This is a genomic window from Variovorax trehalosi, assembly GCF_051216415.1.
Taxonomy (GTDB): domain Bacteria; phylum Pseudomonadota; class Gammaproteobacteria; order Burkholderiales; family Burkholderiaceae_C; genus Variovorax.
In genome coordinates, this window is sequence record NZ_JBPJZG010000002.1 from 1 (window position 1) to 17,247 (window position 17,247).

Consider the following 17,247-nt stretch of genomic DNA (forward strand, 5'->3'; position numbering starts at 1 on the left):
GTTTCAGCGGAGCCTTCGATTATGCACTGTTTTTTGCAATCCAGTCAACTTCGAAGAAGCTTTTTTATCGACCAACTCTTCAGCAACCACCCCTTCCAGAGCAACCACCGAATCACTGCATGAGCGTCATCAGCCGAGCCCACGAGTATATGCCAAATCCATGGCCTCGCAAGACCTCGCTGAACAAAATCGACATCGGAGCCTCTTCGTCCTGGGGCAGCGCTTCGCGCCGCCCCAGGACGAAGAGGAGGCTCCTCCGATAATCCGTGCCACATGGCACTCATCACACTCCTCGACGCCCAACTCGCGTTCGGTCACGTCCCGCTGCTCGATCATGCGGACTTCTCTCTTCTTGAATCGGAACGCATCGGCCTGATCGGTCGCAATGGCGCTGGCAAGTCGTCGATGCTCAAGATACTGGGAGGCCTGGAAAAGACCGATGACGGCACCCTGCAACTGCAACAGAACCTGCGCGTCGCCTACGTTGCGCAAGAGCCGGTGCTCGATATGGATGCGGATGTATTCACCGCAGCCAGCCAAGGCCTGGGAAGCGTGATCGCCGTACGGGATCTCTATCTGTCAGGCGCCGAAGGCCTGGACCTCGATGCCCTCCAGTCGCAGATCGAAGCCTACGACGCCTGGAACTGGGAGCAGCGCGTCGAAGAGACGCTGCACCGCCTCCACCTGGACCGCAACGCCCGCGTCGGCTCCCTCTCCGGCGGTACGCGCAAGCGCGTGGCGCTCGCCCAGGCCCTGGTGGCCGCCCCGGACGTTCTTCTATTGGACGAGCCCACCAATCACCTGGACCTCGACTCCATCGAGTGGCTCGAACAGTTGCTGATCGACTTCAAGGGCAGCGTCGTCACCATCACCCATGACCGCAGCTTCCTGAACCGCGTCGCCACCCGCATCGTCGAGCTGGACCGCGGCAAGCTGGGTTCCTACCCCGGCAACTTCGAGCAATACCTCCTGCAGAAGGAAGAGCAGCTCGCCCAGGAAGCCGTCATCAGCGCCAAGGCCGACAAACTCCTTGCGCAAGAGGAAATCTGGATCCGCAAGGGCGTCGAAGCCCGCCGCACCCGCAGCCAGAGCCGCATCACCCGCCTGCAGGAGCTGCGCGCCAGCCGCGTCTCCCGTCGCGAGGTGCAGGGCAGCGTCAACATGGACGTGGCCTCCGGCCAATCGAGCGGAAAGATCGTGGCCGAGCTCACCGAGGCCACCAAGTCCTTCGGCGAGAAGACCGTCATCCGCAACTTCAGCGGCACCATCCTGCGAGGCGACAAGATCGGCCTGCTCGGTCCCAACGGCGCGGGCAAGACCACGCTGCTCAAACTCATCCTCGGCGAGCTCGAACCCGACAGCGGCAAGATCCGCCGCGGCACCAACCTGCAGGTGGCGTACTTCGACCAGATGCGCGACAAGCTCGACCTGGACGCCACGCTGGAAGACTTCATCAGCCCCGGCAGCGAGTGGATCGAGATCGGCTCGCAGAAGAAGCACGTCAAGAGCTATCTCTCCGACTTCCTCTTCTCCCCCGCGCGCGCCAACTCCCCTGTGCGATCGCTCAGTGGCGGCGAGCGCAACCGCCTGCTGCTGGCCCGCCTGTTCGCCCGTCCCGCCAACGTGCTGGTGCTCGACGAGCCGACCAACGACCTGGACATCGACACCCTGGAACTGCTCGAGAGCCTGCTGCAGGACTACGACGGCACCGTGTTCCTGGTGAGCCATGACCGGACCTTCCTCGACAACGTGGTCACCAGCACCATCGCCTTCGAGGGCGACGGCCGCTGGCGCGAGTACGAAGGCAGCGTGCAGGACTGGCTGATCCAGTCGAAGCGCGCGCGCGAGATCGCCGAGCAGCGCCTCGCCGCGGCACCACCGCCGCCCGCCGCACCGGCGCCCGCCCCTGCGGCCGAGACGGCCTCCAAGGCAGCCGCCCCCCGCAAGAAGCTCTCATATAAAGAGCAGCGCGAACTCGAAGCCCTGCCCGCGCAGATCGAAGCCCTCGAAGCCGAGCAGAAGCGCATCACCGAGATGCTCGAGCTCGACGGCGGCGCTATCTATGCTTCCGACGCTTCGCGCGCCGTGGAACTGAGCGAACGCCATGCGCAGATCGACGAGGAACTGCTCGCCGCCCTGGAGCGCCAGGAAGAACTGGGCATCGCGCGTTAATCAAGTCAAGCACCAAAGCCCCGTCTCGCGTCCGCCCGTCCGACGCGGGGCGGGTGCCGACTAGGCTATATATGCGGCTACCCCAATCCCCCGGGAATCGCCGCATGCCCTCACCCTTCACGCTCTTCGGCCGATATGCCGTGCTCGTCGCGGCATTGCTGCTGGGCGCCTGCGCCCAACTGCCCAAGGACGTCGACCGCCCCATCACGACCGCGCTCGCGTCACCCAACGACACCGCGCTGGGCGCGCTGGTCCGCCAGCGCCGGCAGGCCGACAAGGCCCGTTTCGAGTCGGGCTTCATGCTGCTGGGCGGCCCACCCGCCGCGTACGGCAGCCGGCTCGCGCTGATCGAAGGCGCGCAGAAGACGCTGGACCTGCAGTACTACGCCATCCACGCCGATGCGAGTACGGGCCGCCTCGTGCGAGGCCTCCGGGCGGCGGCCGAGCGCGGCGTGCGCGTGCGCATCCTGCTGGACGACTTCCACAGCACCGGCCGCGATGCACTGGTGCTGGGCCTGGCCTTCGTACCCAACATCGAGATGCGCCTGTTCAACCCGCTGGCAGGCTCGCGCGACTCCACCTTCAGCCGGCTCTTCAACTCGATCGGCGACGCCTCGCGCATCCAGCAGCGGATGCACAACAAGCTGTTCCTGGCCGACAACGTGCTCGGCGTCACCGGCGGGCGCAACCTGGGTGACGCCTACTTCGGCAACGCGACCACCGGCAACTTCGTCGATCTCGACGTGCTCGCGGCCGGCCCGATCGTGCAGGACCTCTCGCGCAGCTTCGACAGCTACTGGAACAACGAGCGCGCCTACCCGGTGCAGTCGCTGGTCTCGCGCGAGGAGTTCCAGGAGATCCGCGACCGCGCGCGCAAGGCAGACAAGGAACTGACCGACGAAGCCACGGCAGCGAAGAAGGACGATCCCGGCGCGCCCGAAAGCAAACCCAAGCCCGACGCGCCGCCCACCGCCGCCCAACGCGCCCGCGCCTGGGACGAGAAGCCGCTGGACCTGCGCACCGCCACCTTCGTCTGGGCGCCGGCCGTGATGCTGGCCGACCAGCCCGGCAAGATCCCGGCCGACTCCGGCCCCGGCGCGACGCGCGACCCGGGCCTCGTGGTAAGCCAGTCCGCCGACGCCGGGCGCGCCCCCCGCGCCTCGAATGCAGCGTCGCCGCCCTCGCGCCGCACCGCGTCGCTCGAAGCCGCATCGGACGCGGCCGCCAGCGGCGACACCGTGGTCGAGGGCCTGCTGCAACTGATCGGCCAGGCGCGCTCCGAGCTCCTCATCATCTCGCCCTACTTCGTGCCCGGCCAGGACATGAAGCAGGCCTTTGCCGCGGCCCGCGCCCGTGGCGTGAAGATCCGCGTGCTAACCAATTCGCTGGCCTCGAACGACGCGCCGGTGGCGCACGTGGGGTACGCGCGCCATCGCGAAGAACTGCTCAAGATGGGCGTCGAGCTCTACGAACTGCGCAGCGAGCAGACCACCTTCGGCACGGTCTTCGGCTCCGGCTCCTCGGGCGGCGGCAGCAGCGCCACCGGCGAATCGCGCGCGATGCTGCACTCCAAGGTGCTGGTGATGGACGGGCGGCTGCTGGTCGTCGGCTCGATGAACCTCGACCTGCGCTCCCAACTTCAGAACACCGAGATCGCGCTGCTGATCCGCAGCGACGAACTCTCGCGCGTGGCCGGAGAGCAGATCGAGCGCGGCATGCGCGAGCGCTCCTGGCACGTCGAACAGGTCAACGGCGCGCTGGTGTGGCACGCCCCCGAAGGCAGCGGCCTCGCGGACACAACCACCGAGCCCGACGCCAGCGCCACGCTGCGCCTGATGCTCAAGCTCTTCGGCCCGCTCGCGCCCGACCAGCTGTTGTAGTCAGCCCGGTCAGTGCTTGTGCTGGTGGGCGGCCCCACCGGCATCGGCGCCTTCTGGCGCCCCCACGGGCAGCGTCACGTCCAGCGCGGTCTTCACGCCCTTGGCGTCTTCGAACTTCAAGGTGAACGGCACGGTCGCGCCCTTCGCCAGCGCCCCCTTCAGGTCCATCATCATCACGTGATAGCCGCCGGGCTTGAGTTCGACGGTCTGGCCCGCGGGCAGGTCGAGGCCGCCGGCGAGCTCGCGCATCTTCATGGTGTCGCCTTCCATCTTCATCTCGTGCACCTCGGCCACGCCGGCCGCGGGCGTCGAGATGCCGACCAGCTTCGCGCCGGTGGGTGCGGTGAGCTTCATGAAGGCGCCCGTGCCGCTCTGGCCCGGCACCGATTGCCGCACCCAGCCGTCACGCACGTCGACCGTGGCCACACCCTGCGCCACCACGTTGAGCTTCGCGGCCGGCGCCTTGAGCCCTGCGGTCGAATTGCCCGACGTCGGCACTTCGGCCCAATCGGCGACACCGACGTCGCAGGTCTGCAGCACCTTGAACCACAGCGTGCCCGGCGTACCCGGCACCTTGCCGCGCAGCACGAATTCGCTGCGCTCCTTGCCCGGCAGCGCGTCCTGCGGGGTCTCAGCGGTCCAACGCACTTCGCCGTCGCCGGCGTTCTTCTGCACGTCGAGCTTCCAGCCCTTGCGCGCCTGGGCGTCGGTCAGCACGAAACCCTTGGGCAGGCGCACCGCGAGCCCGGTGGTGGCGGTGGCGCCCTCGCAGGCATGGCCGACGCGGAAGGCGGCGTTGTAGTCGCTGCCGACGGTGACGCCGCCCGGCGGCAGGGTGACGTGCGCCAGCGCGGCAGCCGCCCCACCCAGCAGGGCGCAGGCGGCGAGGGTCTTCTGGATCTTGAAGCGAGGGGTGTTCATGTCGTCGTGTCCTTGCAGATGAATGAAGGTGTCAAAGGTCGAACTTGAGTTCGGCCACGTAGGTGCGTTGCGGGTACGGGTGGAAGGCCCAGTACTTGTTGTTGTTCAGGTTGTCGATGCCAAAGGCCGCGCTCCACTGCCGGTCGATGCGGTAGCGGATGCGCGCGTCGACCACGAAGAATTTCGAAAAGCCCATGTACGCGAAACCATTGGGGTCGCTGTTGTCGAGCGAACCGTATTGCTTGCCGCTGTAGCGCATGCCGACGGTGTAGCTCCAGTTGGCATCGGGCCGATAAGTCGCGAGCAGCGCGGCGCGCACCTTGGGCACGCGCGGCTGCTCGCGCCCGACGCTCGCGGGGAAGCCGCTGTTGGCGGTGATCTTCGAGTTCGTCAGCGTGAGGCTGCCGCTGAGGTCGAATCCCTTCACGCCCACGTCGACCGCGTTCAGCGCCACCTCCAGGCCCCGGGTGCGGATGGCATCGACGTTCTGCACGGTGCTCACCAGGTTGTTGAGCGCCTGGCTGTAGAGCGCGTCCTTCGTGTTCTCGAAGAACAGCGTGGTGCGCAGCATGCCGTCCAGGCCCCAGCCCTTGAGGTCGCGCTCGGCGGTGAGCTCGGTGGTCCACGAGCGCTCGGGGCGCAGGTTCGGGTTGGTGTTGACGATGCGGTTGCCGTCGATCGAGCCCTGGTAGAGCTCGCTCACCGTGGGCATGCGCACCGCACGGCCGGTCGAGGCCTTGAAGAGCCAGTCGGGCGTGGCCTGCCAGGCGACCGCGGCCTTGGGCGAGTCGTAGCTGTTCCTGCGCGGCGCGAAGTCGAGCAGCCGCGTCGCGTTGCCGAGCTGCCCGCCGTAGGCCTCCCAACGCTCGTGGCGCAGGCCCAGCGTGGTCTTCCAGTCCTTCGCGAAGCGCCAGGTGTCCTGCACGTAGAGCGACTGCAGCCGGGTGTTGCCGTTGAAGGCCGAGAACGGCGTCACGGCCGACCCATTGATCCAGTCGAGCGTGTTGCCGACGCTGGTGCGCAACCGTGCCGTGTCCTGCTGGAAGCCGAAATCGACCACGTGCGCGCCCACGCCTTCGGCCGAGCCGGTGGGCCGCCAGGTGCCGGCGGCCTTGAAGGTGTTCCAGCCGGAACCGCCCATGTCGGTGGTGCGCCCCGGGCCACCGTTGAACGCAACCGGCAGTGGGTTCGTCGGCACCGGCGTGCGCGAGGTGTCGCTCGAATAGTCGAACAGGCTCGCGGCCACTTCCCAATCGAACACGCCGCCGGTGTGGCTCTTCACCGAGAGGCCGTGCATGTAGTGGGTGAGCGCGGTTTCGGTCGGCGCCAGCGCGGCGCTGGGCCCGTCGAGGTTGTAGGTGCGCCCGGCGATGTTCACCCGCCCCGAATACACGGGCCGTCCGAACGCATCGCGCAGCCAGGTGTCGACGCCGCCGTGCGTGGTGTTGTTCCAGGCGCCCAGCGTGTAGGTGGCGCGGAGGGTGGGCGAGAAGTCGTAGGCCACCTTGAGCTTGGCCTGCTCCTGCGTGGTGTCGTAGAGGGTGGCGCCGCCCACCAGCCACCACGGCTGGTTCGACGGGTTCAGCTCCAGCACCGCGCCGGTGACCGGCGTGCCCGCATTGCCCACGGTACCGGCGCTGAGCAGCCGGTTGCCGAACACCAGCGCCTGCCCCTTGCTGTGCGTGCGCGAGGCGCTGAGCCACCACGACCAGTCGCCGCTGCGGCTGCCCAGCGACAGGTCCAGCTGCTGGCCGGCCGGCGACGAATGGCTGTTGTACAGGTCGAAGTTGGAAGCAAAGCCGCTGAGCTTGACGTGCGCCTCCAGCTGCGTGGGCATGCGCGTCACGTAGTCGACGACAGCGCCGACCGAATTGCCCGGGTACGCGGCCGAGAACGGCCCGTAGAGCACGTCGACCCGTTCGATTTCTTCGGGCGACACCATGCCCCAGCGCGGCGCATAGGTGGCGCCGTTGCCCAACGGGTTCGACAGCATGATCCCGTCCGCATAGACCATCGAGCGCGCGCTGTTGCCCGTGCCCGAAGCGCGGGTGGCGAGCACCGCATGGTTGAAGTCGCCGATGTAGCGCTTGCGCACGACCAAGCTCGGCAGGTACTTGAGGGCATCTTCGGCATCGGTCGCGTTGACGGTCTCGGCGATCTGCTCGTGCGTCACGCCCTCGATGGTGGTCGGGATCTGTGTCGGCAGCGAGGTCGGCCGGCCGCCGCTCACGGTGACCGTGCTCAGGGCCCGGCCGGTGCCGGCTTCAGGCGCATCGGCCGGGGCCTGCTGTTGCGCCCACACGGGCGCGCTGAGGGGAAATGCCATGGCGATCGCCAGGGCGCGGGAATGCTTTTTCACTGGGAACCTGCTCCACGAACTTCAAGCCGGACAGGCCGCGGGCGCCCTCGATCGGGCGCATACGGCTAGGGTTTGGAAAGCTTCAGGAGAGGCTCGGGGGCCCGCGCGCCGGCAACGGCGCCGTGGTGGCCGCGGCAAGGCGCGCGGCGGGAATCGGCTGGACCACGCGGCCCAGCGGGAGGGGAACATCGAAGGAGACCGGGGCCATGGCCGGCGGCGGTGCGCCGGTCAGCACGCACAGCGGGCAGTCCATGTGCGAGGCGCCCATTTCCTGCGCACCGCCTTCGGTGTGCACCACCACCTTGATGGAGCCGGCGCTGGAGCACACCAACTCCATGGCTTGCGGATGCACGATGGGCGACGCCACCGCCACGCCCAGCGACAGCATGAACCACAGCAGCACCCAACGGCCGATCTGGCCGAGGACGCGGGGGTGGGGGCGCTGCAGGTGCATGGCGGTCGCGATTATCTGCGCACTTTGCCCTTGGGAGCCGCTGCGGCCGCGCGGGGCGCCGCCTTGGCCGGGGCCTTGGCGCCCTTGGGCGCAGGTGCGGCCTTCGAAGATTTCGCCCCCTTCTGGACTTTCTGCCCCTTCTGTCCCTTCACCGCCTTGCCGCCGCGCGCAGCGCGCGGCGCCGGCTCGGGCGCCGACAGCGCCGGCATCGGCACCGCCGTCTGGGCCTGCGCGCTGGTGAGTACCGGCGTCACGGTGAAGCCGCGCGTCGCCATCAGCGCCGGCAGCCCCTGCGGGCCGATCATGTGCAGCGCGCCGACCGCCGCGAACACGCCCTTGCCGCCCGCATGCAGGCGCTCGATGCCGTCGGCCAGCCCCGGGTTGCGGTCGTCCAGCAGGCGCTTCATGAGCCGCTGCTCGGCGGGGGTGCGAAGGCAGTCGCACCAGTCGGCGTAGCGGGCCAGCTTGTCGGCGTCGCTGCGCGCCCAGACATCGGCCAGCTCCTTCATCTGCCCGCGCAGCTTGCCCGACTCCAGCTCGTCGAGCGCCGCATCGACCTGCTCGGCTTCCTCCGCTTCGGAATCGCCGGTCAGCGCCTTCACCTGGGCGGCCGCGCTCTCCAGCGCGAAGATCGGCTTGTTGGCATTGCGGGCGGACACCGCCATCGTCTCGTCGACGCCGAACTCGGGGTACAGCCCGTCGGCGCGCGCCACCAGGCCGGCCAACGTCGACACCTGCAGGATGGGCTGCAGCTTCGCCGTGGCGCCGGGCGGCACGCAAGCCTCGGCGTTCTGGCGGTCGAGCCGGCGTGCGCGTTCGCCGCTGAGCATGCGTGCCAGAAGGGCCGGATCGGCCGGCTGGCCCATGAACCGGGCGGTGGCTTCGTCCCGCGCATCGATCTCCAGCGCGAGCGTGTCGCTCTGCGCCAGCGCCTTCTGCACGGTGGGGCCTGGCCGGACCCATTCGGCGCGGCCGATGTGGATCGTGCCGTAGAGCCAGGAGGTGCGCCCGTCGCGCTCGATGCGCCAGAGCAGACCCCGGTCGACGCCGTTGCGCACGCCCGGGCCCAGCTTGGCGAGGCTGGCAATGGCCGAGGGCGGACAGTCGGCCGCCTGCGCTGCGAACGCGAACACGCAGAGGGCGCCCGCCAGGACCTGGCGCGCAAGGCGTACAGGAGCCAATAAATCAGTGGTGCGCTTGAGCGCAGAGAGGATCCGGCGTATCCGCAAGGCCTGCTCCAGGATGAAAGAAAGTCCGGCATTCTCACAGCACCGCTGCCCATAATCCGAAACCATGCAGAGCATCTTCCACCTTGCCTTTCACGTGCGTGACCTCGACGGTGCGCGCCGCTTCTACGGCGACGTCCTCGGTTGCGCCGAAGGCCGCAGCACTGACACCTGGGTCGATTTCGATTTCTTCGGCCACCAGATCTCGCTCCACCTGGGCGAGCCCTTCGCCACCGCGCGCACCGGCCGCGTCGGCGACGTGATGGTCCCGATGCCGCACTTCGGCCTCGCGCTGGCCCTGCCCGACTGGCAGGCGCTGGCAAAGCGGCTCGAGGCCGCCAACACCGATTTCGTGCTCGAACCCCAGGTACGCTTCGAAGGGCAGCCGGGCGAGCAGTGGACGATGTTCTTCTGCGACCCCTTCGGCAATCCGATCGAGGTCAAGGGCTTCCGTTCCCTGGCCACGATCTACGACAAGTAAAGACACGTGGGATACACCTTCGCATCGGCCACCGTGTTGCTGCTGCTGATCACCGATCCGCTGGGCAACATCCCGATCTTTGCCAATGCGCTCAAGGGCGTGGCGCCCGAGCGGCGCACCTGGGTCATCATGCGCGAGGTGCTGATCGCCTTCGCGCTGCTGCTGGGCTTCATGTTCGTGGGCGACGGGTTCCTGCGAGTGATGGGCCTGTCGGGCCTCTCGCTGCAGATCGCGGGCGGGGTGGTGATGTTCCTGATCGCGCTGCGCATGATCTTTCCGCCCGAGCATGGCCCGGTCCCTGTCGCGGCACCGACCGAAGAGCCGCTGATCGTGCCGCTCGCCGTGCCCGCGCTGGCCGGCCCCTCGGCGTTGGCCACGGTGATGCTGCTGGTGTCGCAGGCGCCCGAGCGGCGCCTCGAATGGGTGGCCGCGCTCAGCGTCACCATGGCGGTGTGCGCCATCGTGCTGGTGCTGGCCGAGCGCATCCAGCGGCTGGTCGGCGAGCGCCTGGTGCTGGCCTTCGAGCGGCTGATGGGGCTGATCCTGGTGGCCGTGTCGGTCGAGATGATGATCCGCGGCGTCAAGCTCCTGGCGTCGGAAATGGGGAGGTAGCTGTCCACATGCCCTTCTTCGCGGAGCCCCACGTGGCAGCCCGGATCTTCCGGCTCACGCTGACCACCCTGATTCCGCTGCCGTTCCTCTTCGGCGCGAACGCCGCCCACGCGGTGCAGGTCTGCGAACTCAACGGCCAGAGCGTGAGCCCTTCCAACGGCAGTACCACGGCCGGCAAGACCGGCCTCATGCGCTGCAAGGACGGCACCACCGGCGAACTCCAGCGCGAGCAGCAGGTGCAGAACGGCGTCTTCATGGGCCTGGTGCGCTTCTACGAAAAGGGCAAGCTCGCGCGCGAACACACCATCAACGCCAAGGGCAACATGCAGGGGCGCGCCCGCGAGTTCTCGCCCGCCGGCCAGGTGCTGCGCGAAGCCGTCTACGACGATGGCCAGGAGCGCGGGCTGGTGCGCAGCTTCTACCCCGGCGGCCAACTGCGGCGCGCCACTTTCCACCCCAACACCGGCGCCGGCCCCGAGCGCGCTGTTGTCGAATTCACCGAGCGCGGCCAGATGTCGATGCTGCGCTGCGGCGAGGCGCCGGTGCTGGCGCCGGTGGCCGACGACGCGAAGCTGTGCGGTTTCACGAGCGGCGGCCCATCGCAGGTCGACCTGTTCGATGCGCGCGGCACGCTGCGCTCGCGGGTGTCGTACCTTGCGGGCAAGCGCGTGCGCAGCCAGGAGTTCTACGACAACGGCAAGCCCTCGACGCTCGACGAGACCACCGGCAACCAGCGCATCGAGCGCAGCTTTTCATCGGAAGGCGTGAAGCGCCGCGAGACCGTGTGGCTGCTGGCCGAACGCACCGCCATCCGGCAGCGCGAGCAGGAGTTCTCCGAAAAAGGCACCGTGGTGCGCGACCAGCGCTGGACGCCCGTGGGCGAGCCGCTGCGCGACGACGGTTTCTATCTGAATGGCCAGCCGCGCAGCAAGGCCGTGTACAGCGGGACCGGCACGGCGCGCGTGGTCGAGGTCACCGAGTTCTACGACAGCGGCCAGCGCGCCGCGCAGGGCCGCTATCTCGCGCCGGGCCGCAGCCGGCAGGTGCCCATCGGCACGCACCAGCGCTTCAGCGAAAAAGGCACGCTGCTGGCCGAATCGCACTTCGATCCCAAGGGCCGGGTGACGCGCGAGCGCGCCTGGGACGAGAACGGCGACCTGCAGCGCGACGACGAGGTTTTCGAAGACGGCTCGCGAAAAGCCTTCACGCAATAGGCGAGGCCTTCGCGGCGAGCGTCAGTCCAGCTTGATGCCAGCCTGCTTGATGATCGGCCCCCAGCGCTTCGATTCCGCACGCGACAGCGCCGCGAACTGCGCCGGCGTGCCGGGCATCGCTTCCATCCCGAAATCGTCGAAGCGCTTCTGCACGGCGGGCGTACCGAAGGCCTTGTTTAGGTCGCCGTTGAGCTTGTTCACCACCGCGGGCGAGAGGCCCGCCGGACCGAGGATGCCCTGGAACGCGAACACCTCGGTGTTGGGCACGCCCACTTCGGCCAGCGTCGGCACGTTGGGCAGCGGCTTGCTGCGCGCACCCGAGCCGATGGCCAGCACGCGCACCTTGTTGCTCTGCATGATCGGCAGGCCCGAGGCCAGGTCCAGGAACATGCAGGGCACCTGCCCGCCCATCACGTCGGCCATCGCGGGTGCGGCGCCGCGGTACGGGATATGGGTGATGAAGGTGCCGGTGCGCACCTTGAACATTTCCATCGCCAGGTGGTGCGGCGAGCCGTTGCCGGGCGAGGCGTAGTTGACCTTGCCGGGGTTGGCCTTCACGTAGGCCAGGAACTCCTTGAAGTTCTTTGCCGGGAAGTCCGGGTGCACCACCAGCGCGAGCGGGAACTTGCCGATGGCGCCGATGTAGGTGAAGTCTTTCTCGGGGCTGAACGGCAGCTTGCTGAACAGGTGCTCGTTGAAGGCCAGCACCGCGTTGTCGGCCGAGAGGATCGTGTAGCCGTCGGGCTTGCTCTTGGCGACGATGTCGGCGCCGATGTTGGTCGAGGCGCCCGGGCGGTTGTCCACCACGATCTGCTGGCCCAGCGTCTGGCGCATGGCTTCGGCCAGCACCCGCGCGATCACGTCGGTGCCGCCGCCCGCCGGATACGGCACGACCCACTTGATGAGTTGCGCGGGGTACTCCTGTGCATGGGCGAAGGGCGAAGCGGCCACGGCGGCGCCGGAGGCGAGCGTGGCGAGAAGGGTGCGGCGATCCATGGATCAGTCTCCTGGTTGTAGTTGGGTTGCGGAAAGCGATGGTACGGGCAGCGCACGCAGCGCGTCGGCGAGCGCGGTGCGGCAGCGCGCCTCGTCGCCGACCTGCTCGAACAGCAGCAGCGCCAGGCGTGCGAGGAACAGCGATTCGCGCTCGGCGCCCGCTTCGGTGATGGCGCGCGCGCAGTCGGCGTAGAGCCGGTCGCGGGCGTCGGGATGGAGAGATGCGGTGTTGCTCATGCGGCGATGGGCTCCAGTGAAACGGCGGCACGGGACAGCGCGCCTTGCAATGCGCCAAGCGGCATGCGATGCCAGCGCGCGGCCACGTGGCCGTCGGGGCGCAGCAGGTAGACGGCGCCGTCGCGCGCGCCGAGCGCTTCGAAGACGGCGGGGTTCGCTTGCGCATCTGCACCGTCGATGCCCGGGGCGGCGATGGTGCGAATGGCAAAAGGCAACGCGCGTGGCTGCGCCTGCTTCACATCGTCCTCGCGCAGTTGCACGGCACTGGCATTCGGCCGCAATACCAGCAGCGTGAAGACCGGCGCAATCAGGTCGGTGAGATGGCCTTGTTCGAGTTGCTGCTCCGGCATCACCTCGCCCGGCAGCGGACCTGCGGGCAACGCATCGCCCTCGCTCGACAACGGCGATTCAGCGTAGCGCACGGCCTGCGTCTGCCGCGGATTGATCAGTTGCGCGATGCCGCGGTGCGCTTCCGACAGCGACAGCGCCGCTTCGCGCAGCAGGTCGAAGCCGCGCGAAGGCGGCGACATGAATTCCGTGCTGCGCATCGCGTTTTCCGCGTTGACGTGGAAGGCCGCGATGCGCTCCTGCGAGTACGAATCGAGCAGCGCCGCATCCGACACGCCGCGCGCGACCAGCGCCAGCTTCCACGCCAGGTTGTCCGCATCGTCGAAGCCCGAGTTGAGTCCGCGCACGCCGAAGATCGGCATCGCATGCGCCGCGTTGCCCGCGAACACGACGCGGCCGTGGCGGTAGCTATCGAGCGTCATCGCGCCGGCGCGATAGACCGAGGTCCACACCGTCTTCCAGGGCAGGTGCCCTTCGCCGATCGCATCGAGATGGCGCTGCACGAACTCGGCCACGGCCGCGGGCTGCAGCGCCTCTTCGGTGCCCTGGCCCGCGCGCAGCTGGTAGTCGATGCGCCAGATGTCGTCGGGCTGGCGGTGCATCAGCACGGTCGAGCCCGGGTTCCACGGCGGGTCGAACCACGCGCGGCGTTCGGTCGGATGGTCGCTGTGCAGCTCGATGTCGATGATCACGTAGCGGCCTTCGTAGCCCGTGCCTTCGAGCGAGAGGCCGAGCGCCTTGCGCACGAAGCTCTGGCCGCCGTCGCAGGCGGCAAGCCATTGGCCGTGCAGGCGGTAGCTGCCCTCGGCGTTGCGCACGTCGAGCGTCACGCCGCCGTCGTCCTGCGAGAGGCCCGTGAGCTCGGTACCCCAGCGGATGTCGATGAGCCCCGGCGTCGCCTCGTTGCGGCGGAAGATCTCTTCGAGCAGGTAGTGCTCGGCGTAGTACTGCTCCAGGTTGATCATCGGCGGCAGCTTCTGCTGCGCGTCGTGCGGCATCTCGAAGCGGAACACCTCGGCGGTCTTGTAGTAGCTGCGGCCGCCGGTCCATGGCAGGCCCTTGGCCATGAACGCCTCGCGCACGCCGAGCCGCTCCATGATCTCCAGGCTGCGCCGCGAGATGCAGGCCGCGCGGCTGCCGACGCACACGGTGTCGTCGGCCTCGAGGATCACGCAGCGCACGCCGTGGTTCGCGAGCCCCAGCGCGAGCGCCATGCCGACCGGCCCGCCGCCTGCGATCACGACCGGGTGGCGGCCGGGCTCGATGCCATCGGCCTCCAGCGGCGGCGTCCAGACCTTGTAGCGCGTGTAGTCGAAGGCGCCGACCGACGGCGGCAATTCGTTCGCACTCAGGGTCGGCGGCACGGGGCCGCTCGCGGCATCGGCGGCAACAACAACGGTGGGGTTCGTCATGCAACGGGATTGTCCCGATGCACGGCGGCCGCCAATGTCATAACTTCGTATGAAGTACTTACCCTCGATTCACCCGAACGCATGAGACGCTGGCGCATCCACCCCACCGACGCGGCACTGGCCGCGGCCGTCGTCGGCGACGTGCTCTCCGGCGTGGGCACGCCGCACCTTGCCACGAGCTATCTCAAGGCGATGCAGCGCGTGATGCCGGTGACCTTCTGCACCGTGTTCGCGGTGAGCGCTGCAGGCCGCATTGAAGCGGTGTCGGCCGCGAGCAGCTACGGCAGCACGGCCGAGCGCACCACCGAGCGCTATGTGGAACAACGCTTCGACCTGCTCGACCCCAACATGGCCTGGCTCGCGGCCCGCAAGCTGCCTCAGCGCCCGCAGCTCTGGCTGGGCCACCAGCGCGCCGAAGAGGTAGCCGACCCGGCCTACCGCGCGGCCTGCTATGGCGACGTCGGCATCCGCGAACGCGCCTCGGTGCTGTTGCTGCTGCCGACCGGACAGCGCGTGGCGGTGAGCTTCTACCGCAGCCTCGCGCAGCCGGAGTTCGATGCGGGCGACTTCGCGCGGATCGAGGCGCATGCGACGCTGCTGGCCGATGCCACCGCGGCGCATGGCCGCAGCGCGATGGCGGTGCGGGAGTCCGTGGCGCCTGCCCTCGCCTCGCGGTTGCTGACGTTGAGCCTGCGCGAGCGCGAAGTCATCGGCCACCTGATGGCGGGCAAGACTGCGAAGGAGGCGGCGCGCGAGATCGGCGTGGAGCTGACCACCGTGCGCACGCACCAGTACCGGGCCTTCCGGCGGCTGGGGATCCGTTCGCAGAAAGAGCTGCTGCTGCGCGCCACGGCAGACGCGTAGCGCCCCTTCTCTCTTTGCTTACTTGGCGGCGTCCAGGCGCTTCTGCATGCGCGCCGAGCGATCGGCCGACGGCGGATGCGAGCTCATGATGGAGCTGCCGGTGGCGCCGCCGCTGAGCTTGGCCAGCTTGTCGAAGGCGGTGACCAGGCCCTTGCGATCGAGCTTGCGCTCGGTCAGCAGGTCAAAGGAATAGTTGTCGGCCGCGCTTTCGTTGGCTTGCGAGAACTGCGCATTGACGAACTTCTCGCCCAGGTCGCCGGCCTGCGACTGCGACAGCTGGGCCGCGACCCCGCCGGCGGCGCCGGCCAGTCCGCGCACGGCCGAGGCGGCGTAGGCGGTCTGCATGCGCGACTTCGAGTGGCCCAGCGCCACGTGGCCGATCTCGTGGCCGATCACGCCACGCAGTTCATCGTCGTTCATCAGATCCATCAGGCCGCTGTAGACGCGGATGCAGCCGTTGGCCATGGCCCAGGCATTCACGTCCTTGGTCATGTAGACCTTGTAGTTGGCCGTCTTGCCGTTGACGGTGGTGGGCATCTGCTTGATGACCTGGTTCAGGCGCGTGGCATAGCGGCTGCCGGCGGGCGCGATCTGGTTCTTCTGGTCCATGGCGGCGCACGACTGATCGGACATCGTGCTGACCTCGGCGTCGCTCAGCGACATGGCCTTGAAGGCCGAACCACCCGCCTGGGCGAGCGCGCCGGTATCGGCGTTCTTCATGGTTTCGCAACCGACAAGGGCGAAGGCCGCAACGGCGGCGGCAATAGGCAAATAACGCATGGAATACTCCCGGTTTTTATTGGTATCAATGGCGGCCGCGGAGCGCAGCCGCCGGACGCGCTGCCCGGTGCGATGAAGACGCGATGAGACGCGTCAGGGCAGCCGCTGGATCATAGCCATCGCAAACCGGCCCGAGCGACACCGGCAAGCAGTGGCGCGCGACGTACCGCCGCCATGCCCTCAGTCTTCGGCCGCGTCCTCGGTCTGCGGCTTCACCAACGACACCGGCGCCTCCTTCGGCCTGCCATTCACCGACACGATCTCCTGATCGATCGCCCCGAACAGCGAGCGCCCGTCCAGCCCCTTCATCTCGATGCGGATCGTGTCGCCGAACTTCATGAATTCGGTGACCGGCGCGCCGGTCTGGATGGTCTCGATGCAGCGCTTCTCGGCGATGCACGAATAGCCCTTGGGCCAATCCATCTGGCCGTCTTTCCTCTCGACGCCCTTGTTGCTCACCGTGCCGCTGCCGACGATGCTGCCGGCGCGCACGTTGCGCGTCTTGGCGATGTGCGCGATGAGCTGGCCGAAGTGGAAGGTCATCTCCGGGCCGGCGTCGCACATGCCCACCTTGCGGCCGTTCCAGCTGCTTTGCAGCGCGAGGTGCACGCGGCCGTCCTGCCAGGCTTCGCCGATCTCGTCGAGCGTCACGGCCACGGGGCTGAAGGCGGTGGCGGGCTTGCTCTGGAAGAAACCGAAGCCCTTGGCCAACTCGGCCGGAATCAGGTTGCGCAGGCTCACGTCGTTGGCCAGCATCACGAGGCGGATGCCGTCGAGCGCCTGGTCGGGCGTGGCGCCCATCCTCACGTCACCGGTGATGACGGCGATCTCGGCCTCGAAGTCGATGCCCATGGCTTCGCTGGGCACGATCACGTCGTCGACCGGGCCGAGGAAGTCGTCGCTGCCGCCCTGGTACATCAGCGGGTCGGTGTAGAAGCTCTCGGGCACCTCGGCGCCGCGGGCCTTGCGCACCAACTCGACGTGGTTGATGTACGCCGAGCCGTCGGCCCACTGGTAGGCGCGCGGCAACGGCGCCATGCACATCGCGGGGTCGAAGGGAAACGAATGGCGCGCGCGGCCGGTGTTGACGGCGTCGTACAGGTCCTGCAGCTGCGGGCTCATGAAGCCCCAGTCGTCCAGCACTTGCTGCAGCCGGCTCGCGATGCCGGTGGCGTAGTGGGCGAGCGTGAGGTCGCGCGAGACAACGACGAGCTGGCCGTCGCGCGAGCCGTCCTTCAGGGTGGCGAGTTTCATGATGCGGTGCGTGATGAGGGACACGGGCGGACACGAA

The 17,247-nt window shown here is 68.4% G+C and carries 15 protein-coding genes; 6 read left to right on the plus strand and 9 right to left on the minus strand.

Annotation, left to right across the window (positions count from 1 at the left end):
• Nucleotides 1-273: 273 nt before the first annotated feature.
• Nucleotides 274-2,172, plus strand: coding sequence for an ATP-binding cassette domain-containing protein (locus ACSFA7_RS07930; protein WP_435498904.1), 1,899 nt, complete (start codon nucleotides 274-276; stop codon nucleotides 2,170-2,172).
• A gap of 104 nt (nucleotides 2,173-2,276) precedes the next feature.
• Entirely contained in the window at nucleotides 2,277-4,052 is a 1,776-nt protein-coding gene (locus ACSFA7_RS07935) for a phospholipase D family protein (RefSeq protein WP_435498905.1), read from the plus strand.
• 9 nt (nucleotides 4,053-4,061) lie between these two features.
• Here ACSFA7_RS07935 and ACSFA7_RS07940 read toward each other — a convergent pair whose 3' ends face one another.
• From ACSFA7_RS07940 to ACSFA7_RS07955, 4 genes are all read right to left on the minus strand, one after another.
• A complete protein-coding gene (locus ACSFA7_RS07940) occupies nucleotides 4,062-4,973 on the minus strand; it encodes a copper chaperone PCu(A)C domain-containing protein (RefSeq protein ID WP_435498906.1) in 912 nt (303 codons plus the stop codon).
• 31 nt (nucleotides 4,974-5,004) lie between these two features.
• A complete protein-coding gene (locus ACSFA7_RS07945; RefSeq protein WP_435498907.1) occupies nucleotides 5,005-7,299 on the minus strand; it encodes a TonB-dependent receptor in 2,295 nt (764 codons plus the stop codon).
• Nucleotides 7,300-7,414: 115 nt separating this feature from the next.
• On the minus strand, nucleotides 7,415-7,786 hold the full coding sequence (locus tag ACSFA7_RS07950) for a DUF2946 family protein (RefSeq protein WP_435498908.1): 372 nt from the start codon (nucleotides 7,784-7,786) through the stop codon (nucleotides 7,415-7,417).
• Nucleotides 7,787-7,797: 11 nt separating this feature from the next.
• Nucleotides 7,798-8,967 carry a TraB/GumN family protein gene (locus ACSFA7_RS07955; RefSeq protein ID WP_435498909.1) on the minus strand — a complete coding sequence of 390 codons (1,170 nt, stop codon included), beginning with the start codon at nucleotides 8,965-8,967 and terminating at the stop codon, nucleotides 7,798-7,800.
• Between the two features lie 112 nt (nucleotides 8,968-9,079).
• Between ACSFA7_RS07955 and ACSFA7_RS07960 the strand changes: the two genes are divergently transcribed.
• From ACSFA7_RS07960 to ACSFA7_RS07970, 3 genes are read left to right on the plus strand one after another with little or no spacing between them, the layout of a single operon-like run.
• Complete coding sequence (locus ACSFA7_RS07960) at nucleotides 9,080-9,493, plus strand: VOC family protein (protein ID WP_435498910.1); 414 nt, start codon at nucleotides 9,080-9,082, stop codon at nucleotides 9,491-9,493.
• A gap of 6 nt (nucleotides 9,494-9,499) precedes the next feature.
• On the plus strand, nucleotides 9,500-10,105 hold the full coding sequence (locus tag ACSFA7_RS07965) for a MarC family protein (RefSeq protein WP_435498911.1): 606 nt from the start codon (nucleotides 9,500-9,502) through the stop codon (nucleotides 10,103-10,105).
• Between the two features lie 8 nt (nucleotides 10,106-10,113).
• Entirely contained in the window at nucleotides 10,114-11,319 is a 1,206-nt protein-coding gene (locus tag ACSFA7_RS07970) for a toxin-antitoxin system YwqK family antitoxin (protein WP_435498912.1), read from the plus strand.
• A gap of 21 nt (nucleotides 11,320-11,340) precedes the next feature.
• Here the strand turns inward: ACSFA7_RS07970 and ACSFA7_RS07975 are convergent, their stop codons facing one another.
• The 3 genes from ACSFA7_RS07975 to ACSFA7_RS07985 are packed head-to-tail and all read right to left on the minus strand — an operon-like array spanning nucleotide 11,341 to nucleotide 14,312.
• The gene (locus ACSFA7_RS07975; RefSeq protein ID WP_307687524.1) at nucleotides 11,341-12,315 is read right to left on the minus strand and encodes a Bug family tripartite tricarboxylate transporter substrate binding protein; all 975 of its coding nucleotides are present in this window, start codon (nucleotides 12,313-12,315) and stop codon (nucleotides 11,341-11,343) included.
• A gap of 3 nt (nucleotides 12,316-12,318) precedes the next feature.
• Nucleotides 12,319-12,552 (minus strand): hypothetical protein, encoded by a 234-nt coding sequence (locus tag ACSFA7_RS07980; RefSeq protein WP_435498913.1) that lies wholly within the window; start codon nucleotides 12,550-12,552, stop codon nucleotides 12,319-12,321.
• Complete coding sequence (locus ACSFA7_RS07985) at nucleotides 12,549-14,312, minus strand: FAD-dependent monooxygenase (RefSeq protein ID WP_435498914.1); 1,764 nt, start codon at nucleotides 14,310-14,312, stop codon at nucleotides 12,549-12,551. The genes ACSFA7_RS07980 and ACSFA7_RS07985 overlap by 4 nt, the downstream gene beginning before the upstream one ends.
• An 81-nt stretch (nucleotides 14,313-14,393) precedes the next feature.
• On the opposite strand from ACSFA7_RS07985, the gene ACSFA7_RS07990 reads away from it, so the two are divergent.
• Nucleotides 14,394-15,176 (plus strand): helix-turn-helix transcriptional regulator, encoded by a 783-nt coding sequence (locus ACSFA7_RS07990; RefSeq protein WP_435498915.1) that lies wholly within the window; start codon nucleotides 14,394-14,396, stop codon nucleotides 15,174-15,176.
• Nucleotides 15,177-15,194: 18 nt separating this feature from the next.
• On the opposite strand, the gene loiP is transcribed toward ACSFA7_RS07990, so the two are convergent.
• Both loiP and ACSFA7_RS08000 read right to left on the minus strand, forming a co-directional pair.
• Entirely contained in the window at nucleotides 15,195-15,956 is a 762-nt protein-coding gene (gene loiP, locus ACSFA7_RS07995; RefSeq protein ID WP_435498916.1) for a metalloprotease LoiP, read from the minus strand.
• 180 nt (nucleotides 15,957-16,136) lie between these two features.
• Nucleotides 16,137-17,210: a fumarylacetoacetate hydrolase family protein gene (locus ACSFA7_RS08000; RefSeq protein WP_435498917.1), complete on the minus strand. Its 1,074-nt coding sequence runs from the start codon at nucleotides 17,208-17,210 to the stop codon at nucleotides 16,137-16,139.
• Nucleotides 17,211-17,247 lie beyond the last annotated feature (37 nt).

What these genes read in the sequence shown, in the direction of transcription:
- ACSFA7_RS07950 (WP_435498908.1), bottom strand. Translation starts at nt 7,786, where the DNA reads ATGCACCTGCAGCGCCCCCACCCCCGCGTCCTCGGCCAGATCGGCCGT.
- ACSFA7_RS07945 (WP_435498907.1), bottom strand. Translation starts at nt 7,299, where the DNA reads ATGGCATTTCCCCTCAGCGCGCCCGTGTGGGCGCAACAGCAGGCCCCG.
- ACSFA7_RS07935 (WP_435498905.1), top strand. Translation starts at nt 2,277, where the DNA reads ATGCCCTCACCCTTCACGCTCTTCGGCCGATATGCCGTGCTCGTCGCG.
- ACSFA7_RS07980 (WP_435498913.1), bottom strand. Translation starts at nt 12,552, where the DNA reads ATGAGCAACACCGCATCTCTCCATCCCGACGCCCGCGACCGGCTCTAC.
- ACSFA7_RS07990 (WP_435498915.1), top strand. Translation starts at nt 14,394, where the DNA reads ATGAGACGCTGGCGCATCCACCCCACCGACGCGGCACTGGCCGCGGCC.
- ACSFA7_RS07930 (WP_435498904.1), top strand. Translation starts at nt 274, where the DNA reads ATGGCACTCATCACACTCCTCGACGCCCAACTCGCGTTCGGTCACGTC.
- ACSFA7_RS08000 (WP_435498917.1), bottom strand. Translation starts at nt 17,210, where the DNA reads ATGAAACTCGCCACCCTGAAGGACGGCTCGCGCGACGGCCAGCTCGTC.
- ACSFA7_RS07985 (WP_435498914.1), bottom strand. Translation starts at nt 14,312, where the DNA reads ATGACGAACCCCACCGTTGTTGTTGCCGCCGATGCCGCGAGCGGCCCC.
- loiP (WP_435498916.1), bottom strand. Translation starts at nt 15,956, where the DNA reads ATGCGTTATTTGCCTATTGCCGCCGCCGTTGCGGCCTTCGCCCTTGTC.
- ACSFA7_RS07975 (WP_307687524.1), bottom strand. Translation starts at nt 12,315, where the DNA reads ATGGATCGCCGCACCCTTCTCGCCACGCTCGCCTCCGGCGCCGCCGTG.
- ACSFA7_RS07960 (WP_435498910.1), top strand. Translation starts at nt 9,080, where the DNA reads ATGCAGAGCATCTTCCACCTTGCCTTTCACGTGCGTGACCTCGACGGT.
- ACSFA7_RS07970 (WP_435498912.1), top strand. Translation starts at nt 10,114, where the DNA reads ATGCCCTTCTTCGCGGAGCCCCACGTGGCAGCCCGGATCTTCCGGCTC.
- ACSFA7_RS07940 (WP_435498906.1), bottom strand. Translation starts at nt 4,973, where the DNA reads ATGAACACCCCTCGCTTCAAGATCCAGAAGACCCTCGCCGCCTGCGCC.